Genomic DNA, 18,777 nt, shown 5'->3' with positions numbered 1-18,777 from the left:
TTTTACTTTTCATCCCCCCGGTAAATATTTGTTGGTGCGCTTTTAGGCTTCGCTCGGGTCAATTGTTCCCGGTTAACACCTCCACTATGCTTGCGACACATCGCGAACCAACAATAAAGTCATTGCGACCTGAGAGGTGTTACGCCCATGCAAATGTTAAAAAAGCACTCAGTAAAAATCCTGGCCATGACAACAGGTGGACTTGCGCTCAGTGCGCTGGTTGCCTGCCAACATTTACAAACTCCACCCGATACCAATGCGTTTCAATCCGGTGCTGATTGGCCGTTTTATCATGGCAACCCGCACGGTACTCACTACTCAACACTCAACCAAATCAACACACAAAACGTGAGCAAACTTAAGCTCGCCTGGAGCTTTGATTCTGGCGATGCCTTTGGTGAAGGCCAAAGCCAGTCTGATATGGAAGGAAACCCTTTGATTGTGGACGGCAAGTTATTTTTTGTTTCACCCAAAGGTCGGCTGTTTTGCCTTGATGCCGCTACCGGAAAGCAGCAATGGGTATTCGACCCGGCGTTTGGTGAAGCCATTAATACCAAGCAGCGCTTGCGCGGTGTGTCTTACTGGAGCGGTACAAAAGAAGGGAGCGATGGCAAAGAGCAGCGGATTTTATTCAGCTTTAAAAAACATCTCTTAGCCGTAAATGCGCAAACTGGCGAGCTGATTAAAAGCTTTGGGCAAGACGGAAAAATTGATTTACGTGAAGGTTTGGGGCGCGATGTCGATAGCGTTTTTGTCGCAGAAGTGTCGCCCGGGGTTGTTTATAAAGACCTGATTATTATGGGCAGCACCGGCAACACGCCAGGACACATTCGCGCCTACGATGTGCGCACAGGCAAGATGCAATGGATTTTCCACACCATTCCCTGGCCCGGTGAATTTGGTTACGAAACCTGGCCAAAAGACGCTTGGAAAACTGCCATGGGTGCCAACGCCTGGTCCGGCTTAACACTTGATCCCGAAAACGGATTGGTGTTTGTTCCGCTCGCCTCTGCGGGCATGGGCGATAAAGACTTTTACGGCGGCGACCGCACTGGCGACAATCTTTTTGGTACATCGGTAGTTGCGTTAAATGCTGCTACCGGTAAGCGCGCATGGCATTTCCAACTGGTTAAACACGATGTTTGGGATCGCGACCCACCAACCCCACCGACCTTGATCACCGTAACACGCGATGGCAAAAGCATCCCCGCAGTGGCGCAAGCCACCAAAGCGGGACTGGTGTTTATCCTCAATCGCCTCACTGGCGAATCACTTTATCCGTTGCAGGAAATCAATGTTCCGGCTTCCGATATTCCCGGCGAAATCACCTCACCCACACAGATTATGCCGTTGGCACCTGAGCCTTTCGCTCGCCAAAAACTTACCGCCGATATGCTAACCACACGCACACCGGAGGCACATGCGGCAGTTGCCGCAACTTTTTCCAAGTTGAGTTCACGCGGACCATTTGATCCACCCTCTGAAGGCGGAACAGTCTTGTTGCCAGGAATGGATGGTGGCGCGGAGTGGGGCGGCAGTGCTTTTGATCCGCAAACAGGATTGCTATATATCAACGCCAATGAAATGGCTTGGATGATCAAACTCAGAAAGCAGCAACCCAAGCTTGGAGGGGACAGTGGCGAGGCCATGTATCAAAACCTGTGTTCCTCCTGCCACGGTTTAGATCGCAAAGGCAGCCCGCCGGAATTCCCGAATTTGGAAGCCGTGGCCCAACGCCTATCCACTGCGCAAATTAGCAAGCAAATAGCCAATGGGTCAGGCCGTATGCCAGGCTTTAAAAACCAATTGAGCGATAAGCAGCTGGCCAACCTCACCGCCTTTTTAATGGGCGATGCCAGCCAAACCCTGAAGGCCAGCAAAGAGCCAGTGCCAGCTTATCCATCCACCAAAAATGATCCTTACGCATTTGATGGTTACAAAAGATTCCTTGATCCCGATGGCTACCCGGCCATCAGCCCACCTTGGGGAACCCTGAGCGCGCTTGACGTAAACACCGGAAAATATGTGTGGAAACAACCCTTGGGCGAATACCCGGAACTTGCCGCGCAAGGCCTGAAGAACACCGGCAGTGAAAATTACGGTGGTACTGTCATAACAGCGGGCGGGCTGTTGTTTATTGCAGCAACGGTTTACGACAACCAATTCCGCGCCTTCGACAAAGCTACAGGTAAGCTTTTATGGCAAACAACGCTGCCCGCAGCAGGCATTGCAACGCCTGCGACTTACAGCATTAAAGGCAAACAATTTGTGGTGGTTGGGGCGAGCGGAGGCAAAAATCCCAAAGCAAAACCTGGCGGCGCCATTATGGCCTACGCCTTACCGTAGCCAATCCTTGAAGCAATTGCCGCAGCGAGGTAATTCGCTGCGGCAAGTCGCAAGTAAAGTGTTAAACAGACCGTGGAAAGTCATACCGCTAGTGCGTAGTCTAGATAAGTGCAGCTGACGTATAAGAATCAACCATTACCAAACTTAAACCAACGCAGACTTAGACCAACGCAGACTTGCTATGCATCAGCCCATTACCGAAACCACGTTTCCGGCTTATCAACCACCGCCCAGCTTTTTACAGAGATTGCGTCGCCGCATGGTCAAATTGCTTATTCTTGTGATCGCGCTCTGGAGTGTGGCTATCACTCTAATCTGGTTCCAACAGGAAAAATTACTTTTTCATCCGGAACCGATTGCCGCGAACTTCAAATTTAATCTCGCTTATACATCGGAAGTTTATATCGATGTTCCCCGTGCAAAATTACACGCGCTTTATTTGCGTCAACCACCTGAAAAAAGTAAAGGTATAGTGCTATTTCTACATGGCAATGCTGGCAGTTTGGAAACCTGGTTTACCCATGCAGATTTTTGGTTAACCACCGGTTTTGATGTACTTATGCCAGATTATCGTGGCTTTGGTAAAAGCACCGGTCATATCAAAAATGAAGCGCAATTGAATGACGATGTGATGCATATGTGGCAGTTCGTAGCCGCAAACTATAAGGATAAAAAAGTTGTATTTTATGGGCGTTCACTCGGCACTGGTTTAGCTGCAAAACTTGCGACCCAAGTTCCTGCAGATTTGCTTGTGCTGGTATCGCCCTATGAAAGCATGACGCAAATGGGACGCGAATATTATCCCTGGGTGCCGCCGTTCGTGTTGCGATATCCCCTAAAAACCAACGAGCTTTTGCCGCAATTACACACACCCATTTTGTTGCTGCACGGCACGCAAGATAAACTGATTTCCATCGAGCACAGCAAGCGTTTGCTTAAGCTAAACCCGCGCGCGCGACTGGTAGAAATTGAAGGTGCGGGGCACGGCGATATCCATAATTTTGACACCTACACCAACACTCTCAAACAAGCCCTGCAGGAGCTTTAGCGCTTAGCGTTTGGAATTGCCGCTGGATTTAGTGACTCATTGGCTTAATCCCTTTACAATCGCGCAAACTTTTCTGTTAGCCGATTTATTTGTAGACAGCCAATCATAATGAGCAAAGATTTCGCCAAACGTAACGCCGGCCCCAGCCGCCGCGCATCTGCACCTAAAGGCAAACAGGCACCTGCCTGGGTGTGGTTTATTATTGGCGCTATTTGCGGCGCCTTTGCCATGGCATTAGTGTTCACTTTCCATACGCCCAAAGCGCAACCAGAAACGCCGGTAGAAGACCAAAAACCCGCAGCCAGCGAATCCAAAACACCAAAACCCCGTTTTGATTTTTACAAACTTTTGCAAGAGAGCGAGCAAATCGTACCCGCCACTGAAACCATTGGCGATTCAGATAAATCATCCGCACGCTCTGAAAGTAATATCGAATACATCCTGCAGGTAGGCTCCTTCCCCAATCAAGCCGAGGCCGATAAATTGCGTGCCCAGTTAATTCTGCTGAATTTGGATGCGCATATTGAATCGGTAGAAATCCACAAAGGCGAAGTGTGGCACCGCGTGGTTGTAGGCCCGTTTGATTCACAAGAAAAACTCGCCACAGCGCGTTCGTCCCTGGTCGCAAATCAATACACTGCGCTTGTGTTGAAACGGGCGAAAGGCGGAAAAAAATAAACTGGACGCTCAACAAGTACACTCACTTGTTGAGCAACTTGCCCGTCGTGTAAATCCCCGCTTGAAATCCCCGTCCCCGCCCCCACCTCCTGTTACTCAGGTCAGCCCATTTTGTAAGGATTTTTTGTGACTACTATTCTTTGCGTTCGCCGCGACAACCAAGTGGTTATCGGTGGTGACGGACAGGTTTCCCTCGGTAATACAGTGATGAAAGGCAATGCACGTAAAGTGCGCCGCCTTTACAAAAATCAGGTGATTGCAGGTTTCGCTGGCGGTACTGCTGATGCCTTTACTCTTTTTGAACGCTTTGAAGCCAAGTTAGAAGCCCATAACGGCCAACTCACGCGAGCAGCCGTTGAACTCGCAAAAGACTGGCGAACGGATCGCAGCCTACGACGACTGGAAGCGTTGCTGGCAGTTGCCGATAAAGAAGCGTCACTCATCATTACCGGTAATGGCGATGTTATCCAGCCAGAAGATGATTTAATTGCAATTGGTTCCGGCGGAAATTACGCCCAGGCTGCGGCAAGGGCGTTGATGGAAAATACTGAACTGGATGCGCGTTCTATTGTTGAGAAAGGTTTGAAAATTGCGGGGGATATTTGTGTGTTTACGAATAATAATCACACGATTGAGGTGTTGGACTATTAATTCAGATTCGCCTGCCGCGGGCCTCACTTTTCTTTACTTGCATAAAGAAAAGTAAGCAAAAGAAAGTGCACCCTGCGGCTTCGTTTCTCCTGCGCGTTTCAGAAATTTGCTGTCGTTCCGACGCGACATCCTTGTCGCGTAGTCACTAAAACAAACATCCTGTTTGTTTTACACCAAATTTCTTCCAATGCTCGGCGAAGCCACAAGGGAACCTTTCGGTGCCACAACTTAAATTTTTATTTCAAGAGTTTTTTATGTCTTCCATGACTCCGCGCGAAATCGTGCATGAATTAGATAAACATATTGTCGGCCAACAAAATGCCAAGCGGGCTGTGGCGATTGCCTTGCGTAACCGTTGGCGGCGGATGCAGGTTGCGGCTGATATGCGCAACGAAATTACCCCTAAAAATATTTTGATGATTGGCCCGACCGGTGTTGGTAAAACTGAAATTGCGCGTCGCTTGGCAAAATTAGCCAATGCTCCATTTATTAAAGTTGAAGCGACCAAATTTACCGAGGTGGGTTACGTAGGTCGCGATGTGGAATCCATTATTCGCGATTTGGTGGATGTCGCTATAAAAATGCGCCGCGAGCAAGCAGTAAAGAGCGTTGAGTTTCGCGCGGCAGAAGCGGCAGAAGAACGCATACTCGATGCGCTCTTGCCACCCGCGCGCGATTTATCGGGTGAAGAATCCAAACACGAATCTGCCACGCGCCAAATCTTCCGTAAAAAATTGCGCGAAGGCGAATTGGACGATAAAGAAATTGAAATTGATGTTGCTGCTACCAGCGTCGGTGTAGAAATAATGGCACCGCCGGGCATGGAAGACATGACCAATCAATTGCAAAATATGTTTTCGTCTTTAGGCCGCGACAAAACCAAAAAAGCAAAGATGACGGTGAAGAAAGCTTTCAAGCAACTGCAGGATGACGAAGCTGCAAAACTTGTCAGCGAAGAAGATATTAAAAACCAAGCCGTAGAAGCGGTTGAACAAAATGGCATTGTGTTTATTGATGAGATTGATAAGGTTGCTCGCCGAGGAAACGTAAGCGGTGCAGATGTTTCGCGTGAAGGTGTGCAGCGCGATCTATTGCCTTTGATTGAAGGTTGCACCGTTTCCACCAAACACGGCATGATTAAAACAGATCATATTTTGTTTATCACTTCTGGAGCATTTCACTTAAGCAAACCTTCAGATTTAATTCCCGAATTACAAGGCCGTTTGCCAATTCGCGTTGAGTTACAAGCTCTAACGCCAGATGATTTCGAACGCATTCTCACCGAACCAAAAGCATCTTTAACTGAACAGCAAATAGCGTTATTGAAAACTGAAAATCTCGATATCAGTTTTACCAAAGATGGCATTAGGCGCATCGCCGAAACTGCTTACGAAGTCAACGAACGTACCGAAAACATTGGCGCACGTCGTCTTCACACCATCTTAGAACGCTTGCTGGAAGATATTTCGTTTGACGCTGGCACTGATAAAACTCACATTGAAATTGATGCCGCTTATGTGGAACAACATTTAGGTGAGCTGGCGAAGAATGAAGATTTGAGCCGCTATATTCTTTAATTCAAATCGCGGGTTTGAACCATTGTCAATCCCGCATATCTCATAGGCTAGAATTCAGATGCAAAAATCCCCTACCAAAATCCAGCTTCACAAGCAGTCACAACAATTGGAACTGCATTTTGGAGCAGAGCAATTTTTGCTGAGCGCGGAATTTTTGCGCGTTCATTCACCCAGCGCTGAAGTTATGGGGCATGGCCCAAATCAAGCGGTTTTGCAATTTGGCAAAAAGGATGTAGGCATCAGCAAGATTGAGCGTGCAGGCAACTATGCAATCAAATTATTTTTTGATGACGGGCATGATTCAGGTATTTATACCTGGTCATATCTGCATGAGTTGGGTTCAACGCAGGAAAAACTTTGGCAGGATTATTTAGCTGCACTGCAACATGCAGGGAAAACTCGCGAGAAAGATACCAGCATTGTGAAATTTATTAATTAAATCACCAATGCTGATATTTTTTCACAGATACTTAATTGTTCCAGGTAACTAGCCCAGTGTAGGCCGTCAATAAAATCACCAAACCGAAAGCAATGCGATACCAGGCAAAAATCTCATAGGTATGATTGGCAACAAAGCGCACCAAAGTTCTCACTGCCAACCAAGCCGCAAAAAATGCTGTAACAAAACCGGCTGCAAATACCGGAAAGTCACCCGCATGTAGCAAATCACGGTGTTTATAGATATCGTAAAATGTTGCTGCAAACATGGTGGGAACCGCGAGAAAAAACGAAAACTCCGCTGCGACTTTGCGATCCAATCCTATAAATAAACCACCAATAATGGTTGCACCTGAACGCGACGTACCGGGAATCATAGAGACAACCTGAAACAAACCCACCTTAAGCGCATCCTTCCAGGTCATGTCATCTACATTCGTAACCCGAACTTGATGTTGACGTCGCTCAGCCCAAAGAATAATGATTCCCCCGAGGATCAGCATGGTTGCAACGCTCAAAGGATTAAATAAATAGGTCTTGATAAGGGAAATAAATAACACCCCCATAATGGCTGCGGGTAAAAATGCAATCAATAAATTAAGGATAAAGTTTTGAGATTTAGCATCGCTAAACATTCCCTGAGCGACGCCAAAAAATTTACGTCTGTATTCAACTACTACCGCTAAAATTGCGCCCAATTGAATTGCAATTTCAAACACACGCCCATCATTATGAAAACCAATTAAATCGCTTGCTACAATAAGGTGCCCCGTACTGGAGATAGGTAAGAACTCGGTAACACCTTCAATAATACCGAGCAAAATAGCTTGCAAAATATTTTCCATAAATACACCAATAAATTTTAATAGCAGCCCCATACTAACGAGATATACGTTAAACGGCAATTATTGTGTGCTATTACCGCCGCTGTTGATGCTTGCCTCACAATCGTTTATTGCAATCGTATTTAATAGGATTATGATGACCAAATTAATACGCGCCCGCGACCGGCTTAACCTGGAGAACGCTATGCTCAAGGCTTTTGCACATAAATACACAATTTCAATTTTTATTCTGTTTGTCTGCGCACTTAGCGGCTGCGCAACGTCCAGCAAAATAACGCAGGATTTCAAGCCCGGAACTGATTTCAATGCCTATAAAACTTTTAGCTGGCATAACTTTTCATCCGATATCAATACGAGCAACCAAATAGCAATTCAACATGAAATTGAACAACAGCTCGCATTGCAAGGTTTTAAACTTGTTACTGAAATGCCGGATTTGGTACTCGACCTAAACATTATCAAACACGCTGTAACACCTTCATCAACAGGTGTTGGGATTTCAATTGGTTTGCCTATAGGCCGACACGGTGGAGTAGGTATTGGAACTAATAACCTGCTAAACAAAGGTAGTCAAATGGCGGGGTTAATTATTTTGGATATCACCGCACAAAATACCAACCAAGTTGTGTGGCGTGGCAGTGCAGAAGATGTACCTTTGAATTATTTTTCGCTCAAAAATCAGACAGAGTTAAATAAAGTCCTGATTAATTTGGTGCAGCAATTCCCACCGAAATAAACTACGAAAACTCTAGATATAAAAAAGGCCTTGCTGCTATCACGCACAAGGCCTTTTTAATTACGCGGAATAATTACTGTTGGCGAATTCGATTTACGATGGACGTAGTTGAACAATTTTCAAAAAATCGAAGCACTTTCACATTGCCCCCATTAGCTTTGACAATCGTCCCCCCCACAATTTGATCAGCACGGTAGTCACCGCCTTTTACCAACACATCCGGCTTAATACGCCGCAATAAGCGCTCGGGAGTGTCGTCATCAAAACTGACAACCCAATCAACTGATTCCAAACCAGCCAATACCGCCATGCGTCTATCCACAGGATTAATGGGTCGCCCCTGCCCTTTCAAACGACGCACTGAAGCATCGCTATTCAAGGCAACAATCAAACGGTCGCCTTGCTTGCGTGCCTCATCCAGATAGCCAACGTGTCCCGCGTGGATAATGTCGAAACACCCGTTAGTGAATACTATGCGCTCACCGTTAGCGCGGGACGCTTCAATCGCTTGTATCAATTGGTCTTCCGATACTATCCCGCGCTCAAAGCCGTGCTCACTATGAATTGCACGGCGCAGCTCAGGGGCGCTGACAGTCGCAGCACCGAGTTTTCCAACCACGATTCCAGCAGCAAGGTTTGCGAGGGCAACTGCGTCAGGTAATGCTTGGCCTGTCGCCAATACCGCCGCCAAAACCGCAATCACCGTATCACCAGCACCCGTTACGTCATAAACTTCACGTGCGCGCGCCGGCAAATGTATAGCTGCTTGATGAGCGCGCAAAAGCGTCATACCCATTTCACCGCGTGTCACCAGAAGCGCATCGATATTGAGCTTTGCGATCAACTGCAGACCTTTTCTGACTATGTCCTGCTCGCTCTCGCATCGGCCGACAACCGCCTCTAACTCAGCGATATTCGGGGTTAACAGGCTCGCGCCTTGATAGCGCTCAAAATCCCCGCCTTTGGGGTCTACTAATACTGGAATGCCCGCTGTTTTGGCGCGCTTGATTAACGCCTGGCAATCCTGAAGCGTGCCTTTGGCGTAATCAGACAAAACAAGGATGTCGGCGTGAGGTAATACTGGAGCAATCTTATCTTCAAAACTGTCGCTATCTTCAACGCCAAATACTTCTTCAAAATCCATGCGTAAAAGCTGCTGATGGCGGCTCATTACACGTAATTTGGTGATTGTAGGCTTGTACTTGGAAACTTGCAGATCGGAAAAGATTCCTGCCGCATCAAGACGGCTTTTCAAAAGCGCGGCAGCGGGATCGTCACCCACCACTCCTACTAACGAAACACGGCCCCCAAGGGCGGCAATATTGAGTGCAACGTTACCAGCACCACCTGGGCGCTCTTCCTCAAGGGAAACATTGACTATAGGAACAGGAGCTTCAGGTGAAACGCGATTACTGGAGCCATGCCAGTAGCGGTCTAGCATCACATCCCCAATAATGAGTACGTGGGACGAATCAAACTGCGGCATGGTTAAACGCATATCAACAATATCCTATGTTATAAACTAGCCGGAGAGCCCATCTCACCATGAAACTGGGCAGCATGCAACTTTGTGTAGGCTCCATTGCGTTCAAGCAATTCTTTGTGGGAGCCTTCTTCCACTATTCTGCCATTTTCCATGACAACTATACGATCAGCATGCTCAATAGTTGAGAGGCGATGCGCAATTACAAAAGTCGTACGACCTTTCATCACTTGTTCCATTGCCGCCTGGATATAACGCTCAGACTCATTATCGAGTGCGGAAGTTGCTTCATCCAAAATTAAAATGGGTGAATCCTTCAAGATTGCACGCGCAATGGCCAAACGTTGGCGCTGTCCACCAGAAAGACGTGCGCCGCCCTCGCCAATTTGCGTGTCAAACCCTTGCGGCAATTGTTCGATAAATTCTGTGGCGTAGGCAAGATCGGCCGCACGTTTGATTTGATCGATAGACACCTTGTCAGCACGACCATAAGCAATATTGTCAGCCACGCTGCCTTCAAACAAAGTAACCTGCTGATTCACAAATGCGATTTGCTCGCGAAGATTGGTGAGCTTGTAATCATTAATAGGAACGCCATCTATAGCAATCACGCCATTATCAACGTCATAAAAACGCGGGAGTAAATTTACCAAAGTGGATTTTCCGCTACCTGACCGCCCTACTAGTGCAACTACCTCCCCTGGTAAAACTTTTAGCGAAATATCTTTGAGCGCCGCTACATCTTGCTCTGCATATGAAAATTGAACGTGCTCAAAAGTGACTTCGCCTTTGGCGCGCACAACTTCATAGGAACCCTGATCTTGTTCGGACGGCTCATCCAATAATTGGAAAACGCTATCTGCAGCGGCAACACCTTTTAAAATCATGGGTGTTACTTCACCCAAGCGACGCATAGGTTGAATGACAAGTGCAACAGCGCTGATATAAGTTACAAACTCTGCTGGCTCACGCATTTTTGTTACGTTCATTGCAACAAAAATAAGTGCAGCCATTGCAAAGGCGACCAGCATTTGAATGACTGGAGTATTCGCAGCCGAGGTCATTACAATTTTCATATTCTGCGCATAATTTCTTTTACTGGCTTCGTCAAAACGTTGCTGCTCATACTGCTCACCGCCAAAAGTGCGCATAACCTTGTAGCCATTTACCATTTCACCGGAGACTTGCGTGATATCCCCTACGCTTGTTTGCACTTTATTACTTAAGCGTCGCAAACGTTTTCCCACAGAACTTACCAACCAACCAATTAATGGAGCGACCACCATAAACACCAAGGTAAGTTGCCAGTCTTTGTAAAATAAATAAATCAACATGCCTATAACAGTCGCACCTTCACGCAACGAAATTTTCATTGCGTCGGTTGCAGCAGACGCAACGCCGTTGATGTTGTAAGTAATAACTGAAATTAAATGACCCGAATTTCGCTGATCGAAAATTTTCGTGGGGAGCGTCGTCATGTGGTTAAAAACTTGCACACGCATGGCGTGGACAATGCCATTGGCAACCTTACCGAGGTAATAACTCCCCATAAATGCACCCACACTGCGCACTATGGTCGTCGCTATAATTGCTAATGGAATTAAATAACGATCAACAGGATCGTTTTTTTCCAATACGGTAAGCAGGTTTTTTAACACCTCAAGAAACGCGTAGTTGGAAGCCGCGTAAGCAACAAAACCAATAATGCCTAACGCAAATGTGAGCTTATAGGGTTTAAGATAGGTCAATAGTCGCAAATAAATATTTAGCGCAGATGTCCCTGAAGAACTTGTTGTTTGTGACATAAGTTACCTTGAACTTCTCCGCAATTAGCGTTTTACATTTCGGTTGTTAGTTAATTGCCACAATTCAGCATATTTACTAAACGTAGATTGTGAAAGTAACAGCGCCAACAAAAAACCTTGCTTGCCATCCAAAAATCCCAAACGAAAAACATACATACGCAAAAAGCACGCTAAAGCATGTAAGACAGCCGACGTAAGAAATGTTTTTTTTCCCGCAGCCGCGCGTTGCAGTGCCCATTCTTCTGCGTAGTGCGCAGCTTTTTGTTGCTGATGGCGAACACTATCAAATAAATAATGTAGTAAAACCCCATCTAAACGGCGCACTGGTAAATTCAAATGGTTTACCAATCGCTCGTGCACACGGGTTTCATCAAACTTTGCTTTATTGCGCGGATACAAACGTGGAATCCAATCGGGATGCATGCCCGAATGTTTTATAAATCGTCCAAAACACCACGCGAGGCGATTAATTTGCCATACGGCATCGCCTTGACTGATCGCCGCTTTAATCGCGGATTCTAACTCCGGCGTTACACGCTCGTCGGCATCAATCATAAATATCCAATCGCTGGTCGCGTAATTTGCAGCGCGCTCACGCTGCACTCCAAAACCCTGCCAATCGGTATTGGTAAATACTTTTGCAGAAAATCCTTGTGCAATCTCTAAAGTGTTATCGCTGCTACCGGAATCCAGCACAATAATTTCATTTACCCAGCTTAATGACTGCAGGCATTCCGGCAATTTGTTTGCTTCGTTTTTTACAATCAATACGGCCGAAATACTGGGCATTGCCACCTCTGGCATCTAGCTTCAATTCTAATTGGGGGCAGGCTGTGCATAATCCACCCCTGCACTAAAACTTTCTGTAATATTTTGTTGCCTGTAGCTTTTATTCAGCTCGTGCTAACGCCGCACGACTTTGCGCCCATAAGATTACCAGCATAAAGGCGTAGACCATAACTCCGCTGGCGTGACAGAAAAACGATTGGGTCAAGCCAAATACGAAGCTTGCCAGCACCAGGATTAACCCAGCCTGAGCAAAAGATTTAACTACTATCGAAGCCTGCTTAAGTTGGCGATAAAACAATAACGCGGGCACGCCATAGATTACCAAAAGCGCTATACCGCCTAATAACCCACGCTTCGCCATTGCATCCAAGATTTCATTGTGGAAATGATTGAAACGCTGAAAGACTACAGACGAATCACCGGTAATATTCACATAATTTGCTATGCTGCCCCAGCCCAGCAACGGGTGTTGTGCTACCAAATTTAAACCGCTATGCCACAAGGTGAAACGTATACCTAAAGACGTATTGGCGTTTTGTGCTTCCGTGAATTGCTGCAAATCAGACAGACCTTCCTGAATCCGCAACTGCAAAAAAACTTTTTGTTGATAGAAATAAAACAGCACTGCCAAACCAATAAAAATCCCAATCAATACCAGCGATTGCTTTTTATTTTTATAAAGGCCGTTACTTACAAATAAAAATATGGCTACCACCGGCAAGGCTAACCAGCCACCGCGCGCACCCGATAATAAGGAAGCAAAAATGCCACCGATAACACCCAGCACACATAAAGCAAACATCCATCTCGAGTGCTGCTTTGACCACACAAGTCCCGCCATTAACAGACAGGCAAAGAGCATAGAGATATCACCAAACTGAATAGGATTGTTATGCCCGCCTACACGCATTTCACCCTTTATATAAAATTCCTGAATCGCAATAACAGCTGCACCTACTGAGCCCAGCGCAATCCCACTCCAGAAAAACACAGGTTTAACAGGGAAACGAAGCAGCAATAACAACACAGGAATAGCAAGCAAAAAACGCGAAAAGTTATCGTAAGCATTCGATGGCAAACGATGCACTGCATTAGTGGCACAACCTACCGCAAAATAAATAAACAACGAGGCCATAATCATTTTGTCGTGCAAACTTAACAGGGGGTAAGGCCGCACACACAAATAAACTAACGCAGGCAACAATAAAAGTACGGGACCGTAGGTGTAACCACTGGACAGAATTAACGCCAGGGCACCAAATAAAAATACCGCGGCGGAAACCCATAAAACCGGAATACTGGCTAAAGAAAACTTTGTGGAATTCATAGACCCTTTTCCAAATGAATAACCCTGCCCTCGCTGTTTCAACATGGAAATGCAATGCGGAAATTAACCCGCAAGAATGCGTAGTGATTCATTAGTCTTGCCAAAAACAATTAATCAGCCCAAAAACAAAAGGAGCCGAAGCTCCCTTGTTGTAACGGATTACTTGGCGACCGGCGCCAACCAGTTCGTGTGGTCAGCAAGTTCGCCGCGCACGGCTTTGAAATATAAATCCTGCAAGCGCGTGGTAATTGGGCCACGGCGACCTTCACCAATCTTACGACCATCCAATTCACGGATAGGTAAAACTTCGGCAGCGGTACCGGTGAAAAATGCTTCGTCGGCAACATAAACTTCGTCGCGCGTTAAACGCTTTTCTTTAATGGTGTAACCGCAATCGGCAGCCAATTGGAAAATAGTGTTACGGGTAATGCCGTCAAGGCATGAGGTCAATTCTGGTGTGTAAATAATGCCATCGCGCACCAGGAAGAAGTTTTCGCCGCTGCCTTCAGCAACGTAACCTTCGTTGTCCAACAACAAAGCTTCTTCACAGCCACAATCCAACGCTTCTTGCAGTGCAAGCAAGGAGTTGATGTAGTGACCGTTCGCTTTCGCTTTGCACATAGAAATATTGACGTGGTGGCGAGTGTAGCTTGAGGTGCGAACTTTAATACCGATATCGCGCGCTTCGGGCGACATGTATGAAGGCCAGTTCCAGGCCGCAACCATCACGTGTGCTTTCAAGTTATCCGCACGCAAACCCATACCTTCTGAACCGTAAAACGCCATTGGGCGCAAATAAGCTTCAGTCAAACCGTTTTCACGCACGACTTGTTTTTGCGCCTGGTTGATTGTTTCTTTGTCGAAAGGAAGTTTCATGCGCATGATGTGCGCAGAGCGGAACAAACGATCAGTATGCTCTTGCAAACGAAAAATACTGGTACCCAGAGTTGAGCTGTTGTATGCACGCACGCCTTCAAATACGCCCATGCCGTAATGCAGGGTGTGGGTTAATACGTGGACTTTGGCATCGCGCCACGGAATTAACTCACCATCTAACCAAATTACGCCATCACGATCGGCAAAAGACATAGCCAACTCCTAAATCAAATTCTGTTATCAATAGACTGCCGCAAATAAACTCGCCACAGGTCGAAATTTTTAATGCGAGACATCATTCAGCTTCAATGAGCTGTTGCCAGATATGACTGACTTGTTCCCGCTCGGTATCAAAGAGATTTTCACCGGCCAAAACCGCTTCTTGTTGTTGCAGTGCAAGGCGGTGCCCGATGGATCGGTAGGCTTTGTAAGCGGCGATCAGCTGGGCGACGGAAGTGGCATCCAATAGGCCTGCTTCTTCCAAAGATCCAAGTATGCGAATGTTATCCGTGTATTGGACGATCTTGGGCGCCTGATATGCCCAAGCCAAGGCCGCGTATTGAACCATAAATTCAATATCCACGATACCACCGGCATCCTGTTTCAAATTAAATATATTGGAACGCTTCCCCTTTTCACTGCCCAGTTGATCGCGCATTTTCAGGCGCATGTCCCGAACTTCCTGCCGCAACTTGGGCAAATCCCTTTGTTGGTGCAAAATTGCCAAACGCACCTGATCAAACTGAGTTGCCAGCTCTGCCGAACCCGCCACTACCCGAGCACGCACCAGTGCTTGATGCTCCCACGTCCAGGCCTCTTTGTGTTGGTAGCGCTCGAACGCAGCCAAAGTTGATACCAACATACCGGAGTTACCCGATGGACGCAGGCGCATATCCACTTCGTAAAGCTTGCCAGAGGCCGTTTGGGTATTAAGTATAAAGATAATGCGTTGCCCTAAACGCGCATAAAAAGTCAGGTTATCGATGATGCCCTTGCCTTCAGCCAACCCCTCGGTGGAAAGCGTAGTATCAGCATTATGGATAAACACCAAGTCCAAATCAGAACCGTGCCCCAGCTCAATACCACCCAACTTACCGTAACCGACTATGACAAAATTCGGTTCCAATTCCGCTGTGCCATCAGCACGCAATGGCCGGCCGTGCTTTGCAACCATATGCTCCCAGGCCAGCCGCAATACATGCTCCAAAATCGCTTCTGCAATAAAGGTGAGATAGTCGCTCACTTTCATCAATGGCAGGGTTTCACTCACCTCGCCTGCCGCAACACGCAAACTGTGAGCGGAGCGGAAGTAACGCAATACTTCCATGTGGCCTTCAAGATCTTCCCACTCCAGGCGCAACACCTCGCGACGAAGCTCATCCTGCAAATCAGATTTAATTTTCTGGTGATCATCATCGGCAGTGAAATAAAGATTTACCGGAGTAAGGAGTTCATCTAGCAGCGCGGGATATTTCGCGATTTGCTCGGAAATCATCGGGCTCGCCGCACAGAGTTTTACCAACTGATGCAAAGCGATAGGGTTTTCAATCAGCAACACTAAATAAGCACTGCGGCGCACTATAGATTCCACCAGCGGCACAATGCGTTTAAATGTTTCTACAAACGAAACCATTAACTCGCCCTGCTCCGCGTGTTCGCTAATCATTAATAACAAACGCGGAACAAAATCATCCAGGCGACTGCGGCTGCTCGCCTGCATATTTACAACCGAACGATTTTCGCGCAAATCGTGCAACAACTTTATTAAATCTTCCGGGTTATCGAGTTGCTCGCCATGCAAAAGTGCACGTGCATCCTCTACACTAATTGCACCTGATTGAACGCTCGCATCCCACATACCCTGCCAAATATCGAGCGCCGTTGAGTTTACTTCTTCTTTATTTTCGGGGTCAGCAATTACCGCTTTAAATTCATGGTTAACACGCTGACGATAATTATTGAGCACCGCAATAAACGCGTCCCAATTTTCAAAGCCCATAGCCCAGGCCAAACGCAATTGACCTAGCTCATCTGTGGGTAGCGCTTGTGTTTGTCGGTCTTGGTAACCTTGAATAGCATGCTCGGTGTTACGCAAAAATTCGTAAGCCTCACTTAACGCAGCACCAGCGCCTTTGGGTAAATAATTTTCTTGCTCAAGAATCGGTAATAAAACCATAACCTGACGCTTACGCAAATGCGCGTCGCGCCCACCGCGAATTAATTGGAAAACCTGCACAACAAATTCAACTTCGCGAATTCCACCTTCACCGAGCTTCACATCCAGATTCATGCCCTTACGTTGAACTTGGCGAGCAATTAAACCTTTCATTTCACGCAGGGATTCAATCGCACTGAAATCAATATATTGGCGATAGGTGAATGGACGGAGCATAGTGCGCAAATATTTGCGTTCGCGTTTTACATAATCATCATCTTTAAGTGTGCCCTGCGCGGCAGCCACAGTGCGCGCTTTAATCATGGCATAGCGTTCCCAATCGCGCCCCTGGGTTTGGTAGTAATCTTCCATGCCTGCAAAATTTAATACCAGCGCTCCACTTTGTCCGTGGGGACGCAAACGCATATCCACACGAAACACAAAACCATCAGCAGTGACTTTATCCAAACTATTAATTAATTTTTGGCCGAGCTTGGTAAAAAATTCCTGATTGCTCAACACACGGGATTCGTGATTAGTGTTACCCGATTCGGGATAAGTAAAAATCAAATCTATATCAGAAGACACATTTAATTCGCGCGCGCCCAACTTACCCATACCAAGAACCAATAAAGGTTGCGCAACGCCAGACTCGCGACCAATCGGCATTCCATACATTTTTTCTAATTGGCGATAGTGGTAATTGGCGGTGAATTGAATCGCAGCATCTGCAAAGCGCGATAATTCGCCGGTAATAGTTTGCATATTGGCGCAGCGATTTAAATCGCGCCAGATAATGCGAATCATGGCTTTGTTACGGAACTGGCGCAGGGTTTTATCTAAATCTGCGTCGTTAGTGCATGCATCTATAGCAGCTTCAAACGGCAATAAGGCTTCATCACCCAAAGGCTCAAACAGAATGCCAGACTCCACCAATTCAATTAAAAACGAAGGATGGATTGCACAGGTTTTTCCAATAAACTCACTGGCTGCAAAAGCGCGAGTCAATTGTGTATTAAATTCAGCGAGGGAAATACGATTAGCCAACACACTATCAAGTGCTGGTAATTCTTGCTTGATACGGTTTTGTTCAAATTGCTCCCAGTAACGGCTGGCTGAGAGACGCAGGGCTTCGGGCACGCCAACAAGATCAAACATAAAAGCTACCTCATAAAAGATAGCTCTAGTTTAGCGCGCCCCGCGCAGGCTGTCGTAATTTTTAAGATCAATCTTAAGGCTGGGCACCCTTGCCAGTGGCCGCCCAATAAATGCCACCGAGCAAATGATTTAAATATTGCGGGTCCTTATACATTTCAACATTGTGGCCAAGTGCTGACACAAAAACCCGCCCACGCTCATGCTGATGATACCAACTCACTGGATGATTTTTACCCATTCCAGTTGCCACCTGTCCCGGCCAGATTTTGGTGGGGTCATAACTGGATTCATCAACATTTAAAATCGGATTGATTTTTACGTTGTGTGGATTAGTAAACTCGTACCATTCATCACTCCAAATCCAACGTTCTGGAATACCAAAACTTGCGGGGAATTTTTTGTCGACTGTATTTACTACAGCGGTTTGCAACATAGGATGAATTTTGAACGAGCGCCCCACTAATTGCTCATACCAAGGCCAGGAACCTGCGGTAGTAATAATGGCGCGATGGACAACCACAGCATTGCCACCATTGCGCATATATTCTTCAAATTTTTTGCGTTGGTTTTCATTCAGCTCATCGCCCGGCGTATTCAAAAACATAACTGCGGTGTATTGACTTAAATCACCTTCAAATACTTGCGGCTGGTTGGTCCAGGTAAATTCAAAAGCATGTAACTTGGAAAGCTTTTCCAAACTCTCCCGCGCAACGGGAATATATTCGTAGTGATATTTGTTGGGAATGGCGAGCACGAGTAGTTTGAATTGGCTATCGGCATGAACCGAAATGCTGGTGATGGAGATTAAGGCGAGTAAAAAACTTGCAATGTATTTCATGGTGATATGACCAGTCAGAAAGTCGAG

At 46.5% G+C, this 18,777-nt stretch carries 15 protein-coding genes; 7 read left to right on the top strand and 8 right to left on the bottom strand.

What is annotated here, in order from left to right; genetic code table 11:
* The first annotated feature begins 147 nt into the window (after positions 1-147).
* The 6 genes from IE104_RS12325 to IE104_RS12300 all read left to right on the top strand — a co-directional run bounded on the left by IE104_RS12325 (position 148) and on the right by IE104_RS12300 (position 6,739).
* Positions 148-2,346 carry an outer membrane protein assembly factor BamB family protein gene (locus IE104_RS12325; protein ID WP_229837888.1) on the top strand — a complete coding sequence of 733 codons (2,199 nt, stop codon included), beginning with the start codon at positions 148-150 and terminating at the stop codon, positions 2,344-2,346.
* Positions 2,347-2,527: 181 nt separating this feature from the next.
* Complete coding sequence (locus IE104_RS12320; RefSeq protein ID WP_189418982.1) at positions 2,528-3,394, top strand: alpha/beta hydrolase; 867 nt, start codon at positions 2,528-2,530, stop codon at positions 3,392-3,394.
* Positions 3,395-3,502: 108 nt separating this feature from the next.
* Positions 3,503-4,072, top strand: coding sequence for an SPOR domain-containing protein (locus tag IE104_RS12315; RefSeq protein ID WP_189418980.1), 570 nt, complete (start codon positions 3,503-3,505; stop codon positions 4,070-4,072).
* A gap of 126 nt (positions 4,073-4,198) precedes the next feature.
* The gene (gene hslV / locus IE104_RS12310) at positions 4,199-4,723 is read left to right on the top strand and encodes an ATP-dependent protease subunit HslV (protein ID WP_189418978.1); all 525 of its coding nucleotides are present in this window, start codon (positions 4,199-4,201) and stop codon (positions 4,721-4,723) included.
* 254 nt (positions 4,724-4,977) lie between these two features.
* On the top strand, positions 4,978-6,300 hold the full coding sequence (gene hslU / locus IE104_RS12305; protein WP_189418977.1) for an ATP-dependent protease ATPase subunit HslU: 1,323 nt from the start codon (positions 4,978-4,980) through the stop codon (positions 6,298-6,300).
* Positions 6,301-6,358: 58 nt separating this feature from the next.
* Positions 6,359-6,739, top strand: coding sequence for a gamma-butyrobetaine hydroxylase family protein (locus IE104_RS12300; protein WP_189418975.1), 381 nt, complete (start codon positions 6,359-6,361; stop codon positions 6,737-6,739).
* A 31-nt stretch (positions 6,740-6,770) separates the two neighbouring features.
* Here the strand turns inward: IE104_RS12300 and IE104_RS12295 are convergent, their stop codons facing one another.
* Positions 6,771-7,583 carry an undecaprenyl-diphosphate phosphatase gene (locus IE104_RS12295; RefSeq protein WP_189418973.1) on the bottom strand — a complete coding sequence of 271 codons (813 nt, stop codon included), beginning with the start codon at positions 7,581-7,583 and terminating at the stop codon, positions 6,771-6,773.
* A gap of 184 nt (positions 7,584-7,767) precedes the next feature.
* Between IE104_RS12295 and IE104_RS12290 the strand changes: the two genes are divergently transcribed.
* Positions 7,768-8,319 carry a DUF4136 domain-containing protein gene (locus IE104_RS12290; RefSeq protein ID WP_189418971.1) on the top strand — a complete coding sequence of 184 codons (552 nt, stop codon included), beginning with the start codon at positions 7,768-7,770 and terminating at the stop codon, positions 8,317-8,319.
* A 73-nt stretch (positions 8,320-8,392) separates the two neighbouring features.
* Here IE104_RS12290 and hldE read toward each other — a convergent pair whose 3' ends face one another.
* From hldE to IE104_RS12255, 7 genes are all read right to left on the bottom strand, one after another.
* Positions 8,393-9,817, bottom strand: coding sequence for a bifunctional D-glycero-beta-D-manno-heptose-7-phosphate kinase/D-glycero-beta-D-manno-heptose 1-phosphate adenylyltransferase HldE (hldE, locus tag IE104_RS12285; protein WP_189418969.1), 1,425 nt, complete (start codon positions 9,815-9,817; stop codon positions 8,393-8,395).
* Between the two features lie 17 nt (positions 9,818-9,834).
* Positions 9,835-11,607: a lipid A export permease/ATP-binding protein MsbA gene (gene msbA / locus IE104_RS12280; RefSeq protein ID WP_189418968.1), complete on the bottom strand. Its 1,773-nt coding sequence runs from the start codon at positions 11,605-11,607 to the stop codon at positions 9,835-9,837.
* Positions 11,608-11,631: 24 nt separating this feature from the next.
* Positions 11,632-12,396: a glycosyltransferase family 2 protein gene (locus tag IE104_RS12275; RefSeq protein WP_189418966.1), complete on the bottom strand. Its 765-nt coding sequence runs from the start codon at positions 12,394-12,396 to the stop codon at positions 11,632-11,634.
* A gap of 100 nt (positions 12,397-12,496) precedes the next feature.
* Positions 12,497-13,723, bottom strand: coding sequence for an O-antigen ligase family protein (locus tag IE104_RS12270; RefSeq protein WP_189418965.1), 1,227 nt, complete (start codon positions 13,721-13,723; stop codon positions 12,497-12,499).
* A gap of 159 nt (positions 13,724-13,882) precedes the next feature.
* Positions 13,883-14,812 carry a branched-chain amino acid transaminase gene (locus tag IE104_RS12265; protein ID WP_189418964.1) on the bottom strand — a complete coding sequence of 310 codons (930 nt, stop codon included), beginning with the start codon at positions 14,810-14,812 and terminating at the stop codon, positions 13,883-13,885.
* 82 nt (positions 14,813-14,894) lie between these two features.
* The gene (gene glnE, locus IE104_RS12260) at positions 14,895-17,912 is read right to left on the bottom strand and encodes a bifunctional [glutamate--ammonia ligase]-adenylyl-L-tyrosine phosphorylase/[glutamate--ammonia-ligase] adenylyltransferase (protein ID WP_189418963.1); all 3,018 of its coding nucleotides are present in this window, start codon (positions 17,910-17,912) and stop codon (positions 14,895-14,897) included.
* Positions 17,913-17,985: 73 nt separating this feature from the next.
* Complete coding sequence (locus IE104_RS12255) at positions 17,986-18,750, bottom strand: ThuA domain-containing protein (RefSeq protein ID WP_189418961.1); 765 nt, start codon at positions 18,748-18,750, stop codon at positions 17,986-17,988.
* Positions 18,751-18,777: the final 27 nt, after the last annotated feature.

The organism is Cellvibrio zantedeschiae (assembly GCF_014652535.1).
In the GTDB taxonomy this organism is placed as follows: Bacteria; Pseudomonadota; Gammaproteobacteria; order Pseudomonadales; family Cellvibrionaceae; genus Cellvibrio; species Cellvibrio zantedeschiae.
The sequence above is the reverse complement of the archived record's forward strand: the minus strand, read 5'-3'. Positions and strand labels throughout refer to the sequence as shown.

Bases quoted from the DNA above. Each gene is read 5' to 3' on its own strand.
- IE104_RS12270 (WP_189418965.1), bottom strand. From the start codon at position 13,723: ATGAATTCCACAAAGTTTTCTTTAGCCAGTATTCCGGTTTTATGGGTT.
- IE104_RS12275 (WP_189418966.1), bottom strand. From the start codon at position 12,396: ATGCCCAGTATTTCGGCCGTATTGATTGTAAAAAACGAAGCAAACAAA.
- hslU (WP_189418977.1), top strand. From the start codon at position 4,978: ATGTCTTCCATGACTCCGCGCGAAATCGTGCATGAATTAGATAAACAT.
- IE104_RS12255 (WP_189418961.1), bottom strand. From the start codon at position 18,750: ATGAAATACATTGCAAGTTTTTTACTCGCCTTAATCTCCATCACCAGC.
- glnE (WP_189418963.1), bottom strand. From the start codon at position 17,912: ATGTTTGATCTTGTTGGCGTGCCCGAAGCCCTGCGTCTCTCAGCCAGC.
- IE104_RS12265 (WP_189418964.1), bottom strand. From the start codon at position 14,812: ATGTCTTTTGCCGATCGTGATGGCGTAATTTGGTTAGATGGTGAGTTA.
- IE104_RS12315 (WP_189418980.1), top strand. From the start codon at position 3,503: ATGAGCAAAGATTTCGCCAAACGTAACGCCGGCCCCAGCCGCCGCGCA.
- IE104_RS12290 (WP_189418971.1), top strand. From the start codon at position 7,768: ATGCTCAAGGCTTTTGCACATAAATACACAATTTCAATTTTTATTCTG.
- IE104_RS12320 (WP_189418982.1), top strand. From the start codon at position 2,528: ATGCATCAGCCCATTACCGAAACCACGTTTCCGGCTTATCAACCACCG.
- IE104_RS12300 (WP_189418975.1), top strand. From the start codon at position 6,359: ATGCAAAAATCCCCTACCAAAATCCAGCTTCACAAGCAGTCACAACAA.
- IE104_RS12325 (WP_229837888.1), top strand. From the start codon at position 148: ATGCAAATGTTAAAAAAGCACTCAGTAAAAATCCTGGCCATGACAACA.
- msbA (WP_189418968.1), bottom strand. From the start codon at position 11,607: ATGTCACAAACAACAAGTTCTTCAGGGACATCTGCGCTAAATATTTAT.
- hldE (WP_189418969.1), bottom strand. From the start codon at position 9,817: ATGCGTTTAACCATGCCGCAGTTTGATTCGTCCCACGTACTCATTATT.
- IE104_RS12295 (WP_189418973.1), bottom strand. From the start codon at position 7,583: ATGGAAAATATTTTGCAAGCTATTTTGCTCGGTATTATTGAAGGTGTT.